A 15049-nucleotide genomic window follows, 5' to 3' on the forward strand; every position below is an offset into this window, starting at 1 on the left:
CGATGCATCGCCGATGGTAGTGTGGAGCTTCTCCATGTGAGAGTAGGTCATCGTCAAGATTCAAACCCAGAACCCCTGATCGCCTTGCGATCGGGGGTTTTGCTTTGCGCGGAATAAAAACCCTTTCGTTTTCTATGCACTCTGGGTTCGCATGGCTATCATGCGTGCCTCTTTGCCTGGTGATACGTTCATGCTGACGCTGCTAAGACTTCTCGCTGATGGTGGCTTCCACTCCGGACAGGTCCTGGGTGATGTGCTGGGTGTCAGTCGCAGTGCTGTCTGGAAGCAACTCCAGCAACTGGAATCTGAGCTGGGGCTTGAGGTGCACAAAGTGCGTGGTCGCGGCTACAGGCTTGCAAGCCCTGTCTCCCTTCATGATCGCCAATCGATCATTGACAGCGGACTTCCGCCAGGCTGGTCTGTGACCGTGCTGGAAAGCGTCGACTCCACCAATGCCGAAGCGGCGCGATTGATCTCGACTGATACTGCGCTTCCTGCTCTGGTCGTGGCCGAACGCCAGACAGTAGGGAGAGGCCGACGTGGCAGAAAATGGGTCAGCCCTTTCGGTGAGAATCTGTATTTCAGTCTGTTGCTGCGTATCGACGGCGGCATGCGTCAACTTGAGGGCCTGAGCTTGCTTGTGGGCCTTGCTGTCGTCGATGTTCTTCATGAGATGGGCATCAAGGGGGCGGGGCTCAAGTGGCCCAATGACGTCCTTGTAGGGCGTCGCAAGCTTGCAGGCATCCTGCTTGAGTTGATGGGCGACCCGGCAGATGTCTGTCATGTTGTCATTGGTGTCGGGATCAATATCAATATGCAGGTGGCCGCTGAAGTTGATCAGTCCTGGACATCCCTGCGCCTGGAAACGGGACGGATCTGTGACCGCAATGAAATGGCGGCAAGACTTGCGCGGACACTGGAAGCCTATTTGCTTCGTCACCAGCAACAAGGCTTTTCAGTCTTTCAGTCAGCCTGGGAGCGAAACCATTTGTGGCAGGGTCGTGAGGTGTCGCTGTTGAGTGGTTCGGACAGCGTGCAGGGCAGGGTCCTGGGAATTGATGCGCTTGGCGCCTTACGCATGGAGGTCGACGGCGTGGAAAAAAGCTTTAGTGGTGGCGAGCTCAGCCTGAGGTTGCGTGATGATACTTGAACTCGACTGTGGCAATAGCTTCATCAAGTGGCGTGTAACAGAGAAAGGCGAAGACTCGATCAGGGCGGGCGGTGTAGTAGGGTCGGATGAGGCATTGCTGGAACAATTGGCTGGCCTGCCTGCGCTGGAGTTGAATCACTGCCGCCTGGTCAGTGTGCGTACTGCTGAAGAGACTGAAAAGCTCATTGCCGGCCTGCGAAAGGCTTTTTCATTGTCCCCTGTGTGCGCAGTGCCGGCCCACCAGTTGGCCGGCGTGACAAATGGCTACGAAGACCATGAGCGTCTCGGGCTTGACCGCTGGTTGGCTTTGGTCGCGGGCTATCATCTGGCGGGCAAGGCGTGCCTGGTCATCGATCTGGGCACTGCGGTGACGTCGGATTTCGTCAATGCCGGAGGTGAGCACCTGGGCGGCTTTATATGTCCTGGTATGCCCCTCATGCGCAATCAGCTGCGTACCCACACGCGACGTATACGCTATGACGCTGATGCAGCGGTTCGGGCGCTGACCAGCTTCGAGCCTGGCCGCGCGACTGCAGAGGCTGTCGAGCGCGGCTGCTCATTGATGTTGCGCGGATTTGTCCAGGCCCAGCTGGAGATTGCCAAAGAGCGCTGGGATGATGATTTTGTCGTGTTTGTGACCGGTGGTGATGCTGCCCTGGTAGAGGGCGTCATTCCCGGGGCTCGGGTCGTGCCTGATCTGGTGTTTATCGGCCTGGCGTTGGCCTGTCCCCTGCGTTGAGGTATGTATGCGTTGGTTATTTCTTTTGCTGTTGATGCTCAATGTGTTTTATTTCGTGTGGCATCAGCAAGAGGCTCCGTTGCGGGCCAAGGAGATCTTGCCGCTGTCATTGGCGCGTCCTGCTCAGCAGGATATTCGTCTGCTCAGTGAGTCGGAGGCGATGGCGGGTCGAGAGGAGCGGGCCGAGTGCCTGTACCTTGGCGGCCTTGTACGGGTAGAGGACGCCCGGGCGGTCGAGCAACGCTTGAACAGCCTGGATATCCATTCGCGCTTTCATGCGCGTCAATCGGCTGCCGGCACCGTTTACTGGTTGGGTGTGGCCCCGGAGAGTCGTCGTCTGGTCGGCGAAGGGTTGCTGGCACAACTGACCCAGGACTTTCCGCAGTTAAAAAACAGAATAATGTCGTGCGAGGGGGTTGCAGGCGCTGAGTAGTTTGCATAGAATGGCGCCCGCTCCACAGTGAGACGCAAGTCTGAAATGTGAAGCAAAACTGGTCAATGCATGTAACCTCAAGATTTTATTGAGAAAATGGTTGACAAGAGGTTGGCAAGAGTTGAAAATGCCGGCCACACAAGGAGGGGTTCCCGAGCGGCCAAAGGGATCAGACTGTAAATCTGACGTCTACGACTTCGAAGGTTCGAATCCTTCTCCCTCCACCAGATTTAGCTGAAATTGCAAGTTCTGCGGGTGTAGTTTAGTGGTAGAACCTCAGCCTTCCAAGCTGATGATGCGGGTTCGATTCCCGCCACCCGCTCCAGAATTGCAGTGAATGCAACGTGTTTCGCTCTTGTAGCTCAGTTGGTAGAGCACACCCTTGGTAAGGGTGAGGTCAGCGGTTCAAATCCGCTCAAGAGCTCCAATATCAGAGGCAGATATGCAAATATCTGCCTTTGTTTTAAGCGATCGATCTCCCCTGTGAGTCGTTGCTTAAGCCTTGATTCGGGGGTGTGCGTGAGGTTTGCGCATTATTGCTGCGAATAAGGTGTTGTAAAAATCTCGTCGGGTCAGCATAATGGTCGGCCTGATTTTGCTTTTAGGTCAGTAGCTCAATTGGCAGAGCGACGGTCTCCAAAACCGTAGGTTGGGGGTTCGATTCCCTCCTGACCTGCCAGATTCCTTCGATATCTGGCTTTCTTTTCACAGGGTCTCCGTAGATGAATCCCAAGGCTGAAGCATCAGACTCTCGCTTTGACTTGCTGAAGTGGCTCCTGGTAGTCCTTCTGGTGGTCGTGGGTGTCGTCGGTAATCAGTATTACTCGGCGCAGCCTATCCTGTATCGCGTTCTTGTTCTCCTGGTTATTGCTGCCGCTGCTGCGTTTGTCGCATTGCAGACGAGCAAGGGCAAGGCTTTCTTTACGCTCGCGAAAGAAGCTCGTACAGAGATCCGTAAAGTCGTATGGCCTACGCGCCAGGAAACCGGCCAGACCACACTCATTGTTGTGGCGGTGGTTCTGGTTATGGCGCTGCTGTTGTGGGGGCTCGATTCCCTGCTCGGTTGGCTTGTTTCCTTGATAGTTGGCTAAGGGTGTCCCGTGGCTAAGCGTTGGTACGTAGTGCATGCTTACTCGGGTTACGAGAAGCATGTCATGCGCTCGTTGGTCGAGCGTGTGAAGCTGGCAGGCATGGAAGAAGGCTTCGGCGAAATTCTGGTCCCCACTGAAGAAGTGGTCGAGATGCGCAATGGCCAGAAGCGCAAGAGTGAGCGTAAATTCTTCCCTGGCTATGTGCTGGTCCAGATGGAAATGAACGAAGGCACTTGGCACTTGGTCAAGGATACCCCTCGTGTCATGGGTTTCATTGGCGGTACGGCTGACAAGCCTGCCCCCATTACCGACAAGGAAGCGGAAGCCATCCTGCGTCGTGTTGCTGACGGTAGCGACAAGCCGAAGCCCAAGACCCTGTTTGAGCCGGGCGAGGTCGTTCGTGTTACGGACGGTCCGTTCGCTGACTTCAACGGCACTGTCGAAGAAGTTAACTACGAAAAGAGCCGTATTCAAGTGGCTGTGCTCATTTTCGGTCGCTCTACGCCTGTAGAGCTTGAGTTTAGTCAGGTCGAAAAGGTCTGACCAAACCGCGTCCTATACCCCGCAGCCCAAGGCTGTGGGGTTTTTTCGTCACTAGGATATACGTAACACACCGGGGAGCCTTCACTGGCGCTTGTACCCGTAACTGGAGTGCCTCATGGCCAAGAAGATAACTGCATACATCAAGCTGCAAGTGAAAGCCGCTCAGGCTAACCCAAGCCCACCTGTTGGTCCGGCTCTGGGTCAGCACGGCGTGAACATCATGGAATTCTGCAAAGCCTTCAACGCCCGTACCCAGGGTCTTGAGCCAGGCCTGCCGACGCCAGTGATCATCACTGTCTATAGCGACCGTAGCTTCACTTTCGAAACCAAAAGCACCCCTGCTTCGGTTCTGCTGAAGAAAGCTGCAGGCCTGACCAGCGGTTCGGCTCGTCCGAACACCGTCAAGGTCGGCACCGTTACCCGTGCTCAGCTCGAAGAGATCGCCAAGACCAAAAGTGCCGATCTGACTGCAGCTGACCTCGATGCAGCCGTGCGTACCATCGCCGGTTCTGCTCGTAGCATGGGCCTTAACGTGGAGGGTGTGTAATGGCTAAGTTGACCAAGCGTCAAAAGGCAATCGCCAGCAAGCTCGAAGCTGGCAAAGTCTACAATTTCGTTGATGCTGCCGGCCTGCTGGTCGAGCTGTCGACTGTAAAATTCAACGAGTCTTTCGACGTTGCCGTTAACCTGGGCGTCGATCCTCGTAAGTCCGACCAGGTCGTACGTAGCGCTACCGTGCTGCCGCATGGCACTGGCAAGACCGTTCGCGTTGCCGTGTTCACCCAGGGCCCGGCTGCTGAAGCCGCTCTGGCTGCCGGCGCCGATCGCGTTGGCATGGACGACCTGGCTGCCGAAATGAAAGCCGGCGACCTGAACTACGACGTGGTCATCGCATCCCCGGATGCCATGCGCGTTGTAGGTCAGTTGGGTCAGATCCTCGGTCCTCGTGGCCTGATGCCTAACCCGAAGGTCGGCACTGTCAGCCCTGACGTTGCCAACGCTGTGCGTAATGCCAAGGCCGGTCAGGTTCGCTACCGCACCGACAAGAACGGCATCATCCACACTTCCGTTGGCAAGGTCGGTTTCGACGCTGTCAAGCTGAAGGAAAACGTTGAAGCCCTGATCGCTGACCTCAAGCGCATCAAGCCTGCTTCCTCGAAAGGTATCTACGTCAAGCGCATTACCCTGAGCACCACTATGGGCCCAGGTCTGGTCATCGATCAGAGCTCGCTCGACGCGTAAGACAAAGATGGCGCGGCATGCCGTGCCATCGACATATTGGGGTCCCTGCCTGGCGGGGGCTGTCCAAGACCGTAGGCGGCGCAAGCCTTAAACCTCAAGCCTACGCAGATGGTGCTCCCGGTTCCTTACCGAATCAGACACCAAAACGACATCCGGCCTCGGTTGGATGAAACGGTAACAAGCAGGAGTTAAACCCGTGGCAATTAAACTCGAAGACAAGAAGGCCATCGTCGCTGAAGTCAACGAGGCTGCCAAAGTCGCTCTGTCCGCTGTCGTGGCTGATGCCCGTGGTGTAACAGTAGGCGCGATGACCGGACTCCGTAAAGAGGCTCGTGAAGCTGGCGTATACGTGCGTGTCGTACGTAACACCCTGCTCAAGCGCGCTGTTGCTGACACTGACTACAGTGTCCTCAGCGATGCGTTCACCGGCCCGACCTTGATCGCGTTCTCCAACGAACATCCGGGCGCTGCTGCCCGCCTGTTCAAAGAGTTCGCCAAAGGTCAGGACAAGTTCGAGATCAAGGCAGCTGCGTTCGAGGGCAAGTTCCTCGCAGCTAATCAGATCGATGTACTGGCAACCTTGCCGACCCGCGACGAAGCCATTTCGCAGCTGATGAGCGTGATCCAAGGCGCTACCAGCAAGCTGGCTCGTACTCTGGCGGCTGTTCGCGACCAGAAAGAAGCTGCCGCAGCCTGAGGCTGAGCAATTCTTTTCGCGTATTTGTGTTTATTTTGATGGTCGCGTAGGCCGTCCCCCAATTCAGGAAATTGAGTCATGTCCATCTCTCAAGAAGATATCCTTAACGCCGTTGCTGAAATGTCGGTTCTGCAGGTTGTTGAACTGATCAAGGCGTTCGAAGAGAAGTTCGGCGTTACCGCTGCTGCCGCTTCCGCTGCTGGCCCGGCTGCCGCTGCTGCCGTTGTTGAAGAGCAAACCGAATTCAACGTCATGCTGCTGGAAGCTGGCGAGAAGAAAGTTAACGTCATCAAGGCAGTACGTGAACTGACCGGTCTGGGCCTGAAAGAAGCCAAGGCAGTCGTTGACGGCGCTCCAGCCATGGTACTGGAAGCTGTTGCCAAAGACGCAGCTGACAAAGCCAAAGCTGCTCTGGAAGAAGCAGGCGCCAAAGTCGAGCTGAAATAAGCATCGACCTTGAACGTCCAGCCCAAGCGTTAAGCAGACGGCTGATGGCTGGTGGCTCTTGCCACCGGCCTTTTTTCCGTTATAGACGACTGGCCAGGCCATCGCTATAGCGTGCAGGTACCACCAAAAGGGTGGCGCAGACCAAGGGGTTTGCACGATTTTCTGGCTGCTTCCGTCGGAGGGAGCCAAACAAGCAGGTGACCAAGCTGGGGAACGCTGATGGCTTACTCATACACTGAGAAAAAACGTATCCGCAAGGACTTTAGCAAGTTGCCGGACGTAATGGATGTGCCGTATCTCCTGGCCATCCAGCTGGATTCTTATCGTGAATTCCTGCAAGCAGGAGCGACCAAAGATCAGTTCCGCGACGTCGGTCTTCACGCAGCCTTCAAATCCGTTTTCCCGATCATCAGCTACTCCGGCAATGCTGCGCTGGAGTATGTAGGTTATCGCTTGGGCGAACCGGCATTTGATGTCAAAGAGTGCGTGTTGCGTGGTGTGACTTACGCTGTACCTCTGCGGGTCAAGGTCCGTCTGATCATTTTCGACAAAGAATCGTCGAACAAAGCGATCAAGGACATCAAAGAGCAAGAAGTCTACATGGGTGAAATTCCCCTGATGACTGAAAACGGTACCTTCGTCATCAACGGTACTGAGCGCGTCATCGTGTCCCAGCTGCACCGTTCGCCTGGTGTGTTCTTCGACCACGACCGTGGCAAGACTCACAGCTCCGGCAAGCTGCTCTACTCCGCGCGCATCATTCCGTACCGTGGCTCCTGGCTGGACTTCGAGTTCGATCCAAAGGACTGCGTATTCGTCCGTATCGACCGTCGTCGCAAGTTGCCGGCGTCCGTATTGCTGCGCGCGCTCGGTTATACCACCGAGCAGGTTCTCGATACGTTCTACACCACCAACGTTTTCCACGTCCGTGACCAAGGCCTGAGCCTCGAGCTGGTGCCTCAGCGCCTGCGCGGTGAAGTCGCTGCCCTGGACATCCTGGACGAAAACGGCAAGGTGATTGTCGAGCAGGGTCGCCGTATCACTGCCCGTCACATCAACCAGCTGGAAAAAGCCGGTATCAAAGAGCTGGAAGTGCCTCTGGACTACGTCCTGGGACGCACCACCGCCAAGGTCATCGTGCATCCGGCTACCGGCGAAATCATCGCCGAGTGCAACACCGAGCTGACCACCGACCTGCTGGTGAAAATCGCCAAGGCCCAGGTTGTGCGCATCGAAACGTTGTACACCAACGACATCGATTGCGGTCCGTTCGTCTCCGACACATTGAAGATCGACTCCACGAGCAACCAGCTCGAAGCGCTGGTCGAGATCTATCGCATGATGCGTCCTGGCGAGCCGCCAACCAAGGATGCCGCCGAGACGCTGTTCAACAACCTGTTCTTCAGTGCCGAGCGCTACGACCTGTCGGCCGTGGGCCGCATGAAGTTCAACCGTCGTATCGGTCGTACCGAAATCGAAGGTTCGGGCGTGCTGTGCAAGGAAGATATCGTTGCCGTCCTCAAGACGCTGGTCGATATCCGTAACGGCAAAGGCATCGTCGACGACATCGACCACTTGGGTAACCGCCGCGTTCGTTGCGTTGGCGAGATGGCCGAGAACCAGTTCCGTGTAGGCCTGGTGCGTGTCGAGCGTGCGGTCAAGGAACGTCTGTCGATGGCCGAAAGCGAAGGCCTGATGCCACAGGACCTGATCAACGCCAAGCCGGTTGCGGCGGCGGTGAAAGAGTTCTTCGGCTCCAGCCAGCTTTCCCAGTTCATGGACCAGAACAACCCGCTGTCCGAGATCACGCACAAGCGTCGCGTTTCGGCTCTCGGCCCTGGCGGTCTGACCCGTGAGCGCGCCGGCTTCGAAGTGCGTGACGTGCACCCGACCCACTACGGTCGTGTCTGCCCGATCGAGACCCCTGAAGGTCCGAACATCGGTCTGATCAACTCGCTGGCCGCTTACGCCCGCACCAACCAGTACGGCTTCCTGGAAAGCCCGTACCGTGTGGTCAAGGACGCGCTGGTGACCGACGAGATCGTCTTCCTGTCGGCGATCGAAGAGGCTGACCACGTCATTGCGCAGGCCTCTGCCGCAATGAACGACGAGAAGATCCTGATCGACGAGCTGGTGGCTGTTCGTCACTTGAACGAATTCACCGTCAAGGCACCTGCCGACGTCACCCTGATGGACGTATCGCCCAAGCAGGTTGTCTCGGTGGCGGCCTCGCTGATTCCGTTCCTCGAGCACGACGACGCCAACCGTGCGTTGATGGGTTCGAACATGCAGCGTCAGGCTGTTCCGACACTGCGTGCTGACAAGCCGCTGGTCGGTACCGGCATGGAGCGCAACGTGGCGCGCGACTCCGGCGTTTGCGTCGTGGCACGCCGTGGCGGTGTGATCGACTCCGTCGATGCCAGCCGTATCGTGGTACGCGTTGCCGATGACGAAGTCGAAACCGGTGAGGCAGGTGTAGATATCTACAACCTGACCAAATACACCCGTTCGAACCAGAACACCTGCATCAACCAGCGTCCGCTGGTGAGCCGCGGCGATGTGGTCAAGCGTCACGACATCATGGCCGATGGTCCGTCCACCGACATGGGTGAACTGGCTCTGGGCCAGAACATGCGCATCGCGTTCATGGCGTGGAACGGCTTCAACTTCGAAGACTCCATCTGCCTGTCCGAGCGTGTGGTCCAGGAAGACCGCTTCACCACGATCCACATTCAGGAACTGACCTGTGTGGCGCGTGACACCAAGCTTGGGCCAGAGGAAATCACTGCCGACATCCCGAACGTGGGTGAAGCGGCACTGAACAAGCTGGACGAAGCCGGTATCGTTTACGTAGGTGCCGAAGTCGGCGCCGGCGACATCCTGGTCGGCAAGGTCACTCCGAAAGGCGAGACCCAGCTGACACCGGAAGAAAAACTGCTGCGTGCGATCTTCGGCGAGAAGGCCAGCGACGTCAAAGACACCTCCCTGCGTGTGCCAACCGGCACCAAGGGTACGGTCATCGACGTACAGGTCTTCACCCGTGATGGCGTCGAGCGTGACGCGCGCGCCCTGTCGATCGAGAAGTCCCAGCTCGACGAGATCCGCAAGGACCTCAACGAAGAGTTCCGCATCGTCGAAGGTGCAACCTTCGAGCGTCTGCGTTCCGCGCTGGTCGGTCGTACTGTCGAAGGCGGTGCCGGTCTGCGCAAAGGCCAGGACATCACCGACGAGATCCTCAACGGTCTGGAGCATGGTCAGTGGTTCAAACTGCGCATGACCGAAGACGCGCTGAACGAACAGCTGGAAAAGGCCCAGGCCTACATCGTTGATCGTCGCCGTCTGCTCGATGACAAGTTCGAAGACAAGAAGCGCAAGCTGCAGCAAGGTGATGACCTGGCTCCAGGCGTGCTGAAGATCGTCAAGGTCTACCTGGCCATCCGTCGTCGCATCCAGCCAGGCGACAAGATGGCTGGTCGTCACGGTAACAAGGGTGTCGTCTCGGTGATCATGCCGGTCGAAGACATGCCGCACGATGCCAACGGTACGCCGGTCGACATCGTTCTGAACCCGTTGGGCGTACCTTCGCGTATGAACGTCGGCCAGATCCTTGAAACCCACCTGGGCCTCGCGGCCAAGGGCCTGGGCGAGAAGATCAACCGCATGCTCGAAGAGCAGCGCAAGGTCATCGAGCTGCGCAAGTTCCTGACCGAGATCTACAACGAGATCGGCGGTCGTCAGGAAAGCCTGGACGAATTCACCGACCAGGAAATCCTGGATCTGGCGAAGAACCTGCGCAACGGCGTTCCAATGGCCACCCCGGTGTTCGACGGTGCCAAGGAAAGCGAAATCAAGGCCATGCTCAAACTGGCAGACATGCCGGAAAGCGGCCAGATGCAACTGTTCGATGGTCGCACCGGCAACAAGTTCGAGCGCCATGTGACCGTTGGCTACATGTACATGCTGAAGCTGAACCACTTGGTGGACGACAAGATGCACGCGCGTTCCACTGGTTCCTACAGCCTGGTTACCCAGCAGCCGCTGGGTGGTAAGGCGCAGTTCGGTGGTCAGCGTTTCGGGGAGATGGAAGTGTGGGCGCTGGAAGCATACGGCGCTGCGTACACTCTGCAAGAAATGCTCACAGTCAAGTCGGACGATGTGAACGGTCGGACCAAGATGTACAAGAACATCGTGGACGGCGATCACCGTATGGAGCCGGGCATGCCCGAGTCTTTCAACGTGTTGATCAAAGAGATTCGTTCCCTCGGTATCGATATCGATCTGGAAACCGAATAACACGTGACGCGAATGGGGGCAGGGCGGTAATGCCTGCTCCTTGCTCCGCCAGGAGGAAAGGCCTTGAAAGACCTACTGAATTTGCTGAAAAACCAGGGTCAAGTCGAAGAGTTCGACGCCATCCGTATCGGATTGGCCTCGCCTGAGATGATCCGCTCATGGTCGTTCGGCGAAGTTAAAAAGCCGGAAACCATCAACTACCGTACGTTCAAGCCTGAGCGTGACGGCTTGTTCTGCGCCAAGATCTTTGGCCCGGTCAAGGATTACGAGTGCCTGTGCGGCAAGTACAAGCGCCTGAAGCACCGTGGTGTGATCTGCGAGAAGTGCGGCGTTGAAGTCGCCCTGGCCAAGGTTCGTCGTGAGCGCATGGCGCACATCGAGCTGGCTTCGCCGGTTGCCCATATCTGGTTCCTGAAATCGCTGCCGTCCCGTATCGGTTTGCTGATGGACATGACCCTGCGTGATATCGAGCGCGTTCTCTACTTCGAGAGCTACGTCGTTATCGACCCGGGCATGACCACCCTGGAAAAAGGCCAGCTGCTGAACGACGAGCAGTACTTCGAAGCCCTCGAAGAGTTCGGTGACGACTTCGACGCCCGCATGGGTGCCGAAGCTGTTCGCGAGCTGCTGCACGCTATTGACCTGGAGCACGAGATTGGCCGCCTGCGCGAAGAAATTCCGCAAACCAACTCCGAAACCAAGATCAAGAAGCTGTCCAAGCGCCTGAAGTTGATGGAAGCCTTCCAGGGCTCCGGCAACCTGCCTGAGTGGATGGTGTTGACCGTTCTGCCGGTTCTGCCGCCAGACCTGCGTCCACTGGTCCCGCTCGACGGCGGCCGTTTCGCGACCTCCGATCTGAACGATCTGTACCGTCGCGTCATCAACCGTAACAACCGTCTGAAGCGCCTGCTGGATCTGTCGGCCCCTGACATCATCGTGCGCAACGAAAAGCGCATGCTGCAGGAAGCTGTCGATGCGCTGCTCGATAACGGTCGTCGCGGTCGCGCCATCACCGGTTCCAACAAGCGTCCTCTGAAATCCCTGGCTGACATGATCAAGGGTAAGCAGGGTCGTTTCCGTCAGAACCTGCTCGGCAAGCGTGTTGACTACTCGGGTCGTTCGGTTATTACCGTAGGCCCGACCCTGCGCCTGCACCAGTGCGGTCTTCCCAAGAAGATGGCCCTGGAGCTGTTCAAGCCGTTCATCTTCGGCAAGCTGGAAATGCGTGGCCTGGCCACGACGATCAAGGCTGCCAAGAAGATGGTCGAGCGCGAGCTGCCGGAAGTGTGGGACGTTCTCGCCGAAGTGATTCGCGAACACCCCGTACTGCTCAACCGTGCGCCGACGCTTCACCGTCTGGGTATCCAGGCGTTCGAGCCGGTTCTCATCGAAGGCAAGGCGATCCAGCTGCACCCGCTGGTCTGTGCGGCGTACAACGCCGACTTCGACGGCGACCAGATGGCCGTTCACGTACCGCTGACGCTGGAAGCCCAGCTCGAAGCGCGTGCGCTGATGATGTCGACCAACAACATCCTGTCGCCTGCGAGCGGTGAGCCGATCATCGTTCCTTCCCAGGACGTTGTACTGGGTCTGTACTACATGACCCGTGAGGCGATCAACGTCAAGGGCGAAGGCCGTGTGTTTGCCGACCTGCAGGAAGTCGACCGCGTATTCCGCGCCGGCGAAGCTGCGCTGCACGCCAAGGTCAAGGTTCGTATCAACGAAACCGTGAACGATCGTGATGGTGGCAGCGTCAAGAACACCCGTATCGTCGACACCACTGTCGGCCGTGCGCTGCTGTTCCAGGTCGTGCCGCCGGGCCTGTCCTATGACGTCGTCAACCAGCCGATGAAGAAGAAGGCGATCTCCAAGCTGATCAACCAGTGCTACCGCGTGGTTGGTTTGAAAGAGACCGTGATCTTCGCTGACCAGCTGATGTATACCGGTTTCGCCTACTCGACCATTTCGGGTGTTTCCATCGGTGTTAACGACTTCGTTATCCCTGATGAAAAAGCGCGCATCATCGATGCCGCCACCGATGAAGTGAAAGAGATCGAAAGCCAGTACGCTTCGGGTCTGGTGACCCAGGGCGAGAAGTACAACAAGGTGATCGACCTCTGGTCCAAGGCCAACGACGAGGTCTCCAAGGCCATGATGTCGAACCTCTCGAAAGAGAAGGTCATCGACCGTCACGGCGTTGAAGTGGACCAGGAATCGTTCAACTCGATGTACATGATGGCCGACTCCGGCGCCCGGGGTTCCGCGGCCCAGATTCGTCAGCTGGCCGGTATGCGTGGTCTGATGGCCAAGCCGGACGGCTCGATCATCGAGACGCCGATCACCGCGAACTTCCGCGAAGGTCTGAGCGTACTGCAGTACTTCATCTCGACGCACGGTGCTCGTAAGGGTCTTGCGGATACCGCCCTGAAAACGGCGAACTCCGGTTACCTGACCCGTCGTCTGGTCGACGTGGCACAAGACCTGGTCGTGACCGAAGTCGATTGCGGTACCGAACACGGCCTGCTGATGACGCCGCACATTGAAGGCGGCGACGTGGTCGAGCCGTTGGGTGAGCGTGTACTGGGTCGTGTCATTGCCCGTGACGTGTTCAAGCCTGGCACTGAAGAAGTCATCGTTCCGGCCGGTACGCTGGTCGACGAGAAGTGGGTCGAGTTCATCGAACTCAACAGCATCGACGAAGTGATCGTTCGCTCGCCGATCAGCTGTGAAACCCGTTTCGGTATCTGCTCGAGCTGCTACGGTCGCGACCTGGCTCGCGGTCACCAGGTGAACATCGGTGAAGCGGTCGGCGTTATCGCTGCCCAGTCCATCGGTGAGCCGGGTACCCAGCTGACCATGCGTACGTTCCACATCGGTGGTGCGGCCAGCCGTACTTCCGCTGCCGACAGCGTTCAGGTCAAGAACGGCGGTACCGTTCGTCTGCACAACCTCAAGCACGTAGAGCGTGTGGATGGTCACCTGGTTGCGGTTTCCCGTTCCGGTGAGCTGGCAATCGCTGATGACTTCGGTCGTGAGCGCGAGCGCTACAAGCTGCCATACGGTGCCGTGATTTCCGTGAAGGAAGGCGACAAGGTCGACGCTGGTTCCATCGTGGCCAAGTGGGACCCGCACACCCACCCGATCGTTACCGAAATGAAAGGTACCGTGACCTACGTGGGCATGGAAGAAGGCATCACCATCAAGCGTCAGACCGACGAATTGACGGGTATGACCAACATCGAAGTACTCGATGCCAAGGACCGTCCGGCAGCCGGCAAGGACATCCGTCCTGCGGTCAAGATGGTCGGCCTCGATGGCAAGGATCTGCTGCTGCCAGGTACTGATGTACCGGCCCAGTACTTCCTGCCGGCGAACGCCCTGGTCAACGTCGCTGACGGTGCCCAGATCGCGATCGGTGACGTTATCGCGCGTATCCCGCAAGAGACGTCGAAGACCCGTGACATCACCGGTGGTCTGCCGCGTGTTGCCGACCTGTTCGAAGCCCGTCGCCCGAAAGAAGCGTCGATCCTGGCTGAGGTCAGCGGTACCATTGCGTTCGGCAAGGAAACCAAAGGCAAGCGCCGTCTGGTCATTACCCCTGTCGATGGCAGCGAGCCGTACGAAGAGCTGATTCCGAAGTGGCGCCACCTGAACGTGTTCGAAGGCGAACAGGTCAACCGCGGCGAAGTCATCTCCGACGGCCCGAGCGATCCGCACGATATCCTGCGTCTGCTGGGTGTGAGCGCGCTGGCCAAGTACATCGTCAACGAGATCCAGGACGTTTACCGTCTGCAGGGCGTGAAGATCAACGACAAGCACATCGAGACGATTCTGCGTCAGATGCTGCGTAAGGTTGAGCTGAGCGAAGTCGGCGATTCCAGCTTCATCAAAGGCGACCAGGTCGAGCTCACGCACGTACTGGTCGAGAACGAGCGCCTGTCGAGCGAAGATAAATTCGTCGCCAAGTACGCCCGTGTATTGCTGGGTATTACCAAGGCGTCGCTGTCGACCGAGTCGTTCATTTCCGCGGCCTCCTTCCAGGAGACCACCCGCGTACTGACCGAAGCGGCCGTCACCGGCAAGCGCGACTACCTGCGCGGCCTGAAGGAAAACGTTGTCGTGGGTCGTCTGATCCCGGCCGGTACCGGTCTGGCTTATCACAGCGAGCGCAAGCGTCGTCGTGAAATGGACAAACCTCAGCGTGTAAGCGCGAGCGAAGTCGAAGCCGCCCTGACCGAAGCGTTGAACTCCAGCGGTAACTGAAGATAAGGCCCCGATCGTTTCCTGTGATTTCCGACCGCTTGATGGTCGTCGGGAATTGCAGGAAGAGGTCGGGGCTTTGCCTTGACTGGGGGCTCGATCCTCTTTAGACTCTTGTACCCCTAAATTTGGCAGGGCTTGAAGCTCTGCCATT

General features: G+C 57.7%; 11 protein-coding genes and 4 tRNA genes. All 15 read left to right on the forward strand.

Annotated features, from left to right (window positions below; translation table 11 throughout):
• Positions 1 to 190 precede the first annotated feature (190 nt).
• The 15 genes from birA (at position 191) to rpoC (ending at position 14898) form a co-directional block, all read left to right on the forward strand.
• Positions 191 to 1150, forward strand: a complete 960-nt coding sequence (gene birA, locus DGA31_RS24190; RefSeq protein WP_109514299.1) for a bifunctional biotin--[acetyl-CoA-carboxylase] ligase/biotin operon repressor BirA — start codon at positions 191 to 193, stop codon at positions 1148 to 1150.
• On the forward strand, positions 1140 to 1889 hold the full coding sequence (locus DGA31_RS24195; RefSeq protein ID WP_109514257.1) for a pantothenate kinase: 750 nt from the start codon (positions 1140 to 1142) through the stop codon (positions 1887 to 1889). Before birA ends, DGA31_RS24195 begins: the two co-directional genes overlap by 11 nt.
• Positions 1890 to 1896: 7 nt before the next feature.
• The gene (locus DGA31_RS24200) at positions 1897 to 2322 is read left to right on the forward strand and encodes a hypothetical protein (RefSeq protein ID WP_056836306.1); all 426 of its coding nucleotides are present in this window, start codon (positions 1897 to 1899) and stop codon (positions 2320 to 2322) included.
• A 142-nt stretch (positions 2323 to 2464) separates the two neighbouring features.
• Positions 2465 to 2549, forward strand: a tRNA-Tyr gene (locus tag DGA31_RS24205).
• Positions 2550 to 2573: 24 nt separating this feature from the next.
• Positions 2574 to 2647, forward strand: a tRNA-Gly gene (locus DGA31_RS24210).
• Between the two features lie 26 nt (positions 2648 to 2673).
• A tRNA-Thr gene (locus tag DGA31_RS24215) sits at positions 2674 to 2749 on the forward strand.
• A 176-nt stretch (positions 2750 to 2925) separates the two neighbouring features.
• Positions 2926 to 3001, forward strand: a tRNA-Trp gene (locus DGA31_RS24220).
• A gap of 43 nt (positions 3002 to 3044) precedes the next feature.
• The gene (gene secE, locus DGA31_RS24225) at positions 3045 to 3413 is read left to right on the forward strand and encodes a preprotein translocase subunit SecE (RefSeq protein WP_109514258.1); all 369 of its coding nucleotides are present in this window, start codon (positions 3045 to 3047) and stop codon (positions 3411 to 3413) included.
• A 9-nt stretch (positions 3414 to 3422) separates the two neighbouring features.
• Positions 3423 to 3956 (forward strand): transcription termination/antitermination protein NusG, encoded by a 534-nt coding sequence (gene nusG, locus DGA31_RS24230; RefSeq protein WP_056836301.1) that lies wholly within the window; start codon positions 3423 to 3425, stop codon positions 3954 to 3956.
• Positions 3957 to 4071: 115 nt separating this feature from the next.
• Positions 4072 to 4503 carry a 50S ribosomal protein L11 gene (gene rplK / locus DGA31_RS24235; protein ID WP_056836299.1) on the forward strand — a complete coding sequence of 144 codons (432 nt, stop codon included), beginning with the start codon at positions 4072 to 4074 and terminating at the stop codon, positions 4501 to 4503.
• Positions 4503 to 5198 carry a 50S ribosomal protein L1 gene (gene rplA / locus DGA31_RS24240; protein WP_056836297.1) on the forward strand — a complete coding sequence of 232 codons (696 nt, stop codon included), beginning with the start codon at positions 4503 to 4505 and terminating at the stop codon, positions 5196 to 5198. The genes rplK and rplA overlap by 1 nt, the downstream gene beginning before the upstream one ends.
• A 196-nt stretch (positions 5199 to 5394) precedes the next feature.
• Positions 5395 to 5895 carry a 50S ribosomal protein L10 gene (gene rplJ, locus DGA31_RS24245; RefSeq protein WP_056836295.1) on the forward strand — a complete coding sequence of 167 codons (501 nt, stop codon included), beginning with the start codon at positions 5395 to 5397 and terminating at the stop codon, positions 5893 to 5895.
• A gap of 78 nt (positions 5896 to 5973) precedes the next feature.
• Complete coding sequence (gene rplL / locus DGA31_RS24250) at positions 5974 to 6342, forward strand: 50S ribosomal protein L7/L12 (protein WP_056836293.1); 369 nt, start codon at positions 5974 to 5976, stop codon at positions 6340 to 6342.
• A gap of 219 nt (positions 6343 to 6561) precedes the next feature.
• On the forward strand, positions 6562 to 10635 hold the full coding sequence (gene rpoB, locus DGA31_RS24255) for a DNA-directed RNA polymerase subunit beta (protein WP_056836291.1): 4074 nt from the start codon (positions 6562 to 6564) through the stop codon (positions 10633 to 10635).
• A 63-nt stretch (positions 10636 to 10698) separates the two neighbouring features.
• Positions 10699 to 14898, forward strand: a complete 4200-nt coding sequence (rpoC, locus tag DGA31_RS24260) for a DNA-directed RNA polymerase subunit beta' (protein WP_056836290.1) — start codon at positions 10699 to 10701, stop codon at positions 14896 to 14898.
• Positions 14899 to 15049: the final 151 nt, after the last annotated feature.

The sequence above is a fragment of the Pseudomonas ovata genome (assembly GCF_003131185.1).
GTDB classification, from domain to species: Bacteria; Pseudomonadota; Gammaproteobacteria; order Pseudomonadales; family Pseudomonadaceae; genus Aquipseudomonas; species Aquipseudomonas ovata.

What these genes read in the sequence shown, in the direction of transcription:
- birA (WP_109514299.1), top strand. Translation starts at nt 191, where the DNA reads ATGCTGACGCTGCTAAGACTTCTCGCTGATGGTGGCTTCCACTCCGGA.
- DGA31_RS24195 (WP_109514257.1), top strand. Translation starts at nt 1,140, where the DNA reads ATGATACTTGAACTCGACTGTGGCAATAGCTTCATCAAGTGGCGTGTA.
- DGA31_RS24200 (WP_056836306.1), top strand. Translation starts at nt 1,897, where the DNA reads ATGCGTTGGTTATTTCTTTTGCTGTTGATGCTCAATGTGTTTTATTTC.
- secE (WP_109514258.1), top strand. Translation starts at nt 3,045, where the DNA reads ATGAATCCCAAGGCTGAAGCATCAGACTCTCGCTTTGACTTGCTGAAG.
- rplK (WP_056836299.1), top strand. Translation starts at nt 4,072, where the DNA reads ATGGCCAAGAAGATAACTGCATACATCAAGCTGCAAGTGAAAGCCGCT.
- rplA (WP_056836297.1), top strand. Translation starts at nt 4,503, where the DNA reads ATGGCTAAGTTGACCAAGCGTCAAAAGGCAATCGCCAGCAAGCTCGAA.
- rplL (WP_056836293.1), top strand. Translation starts at nt 5,974, where the DNA reads ATGTCCATCTCTCAAGAAGATATCCTTAACGCCGTTGCTGAAATGTCG.
- rpoB (WP_056836291.1), top strand. Translation starts at nt 6,562, where the DNA reads ATGGCTTACTCATACACTGAGAAAAAACGTATCCGCAAGGACTTTAGC.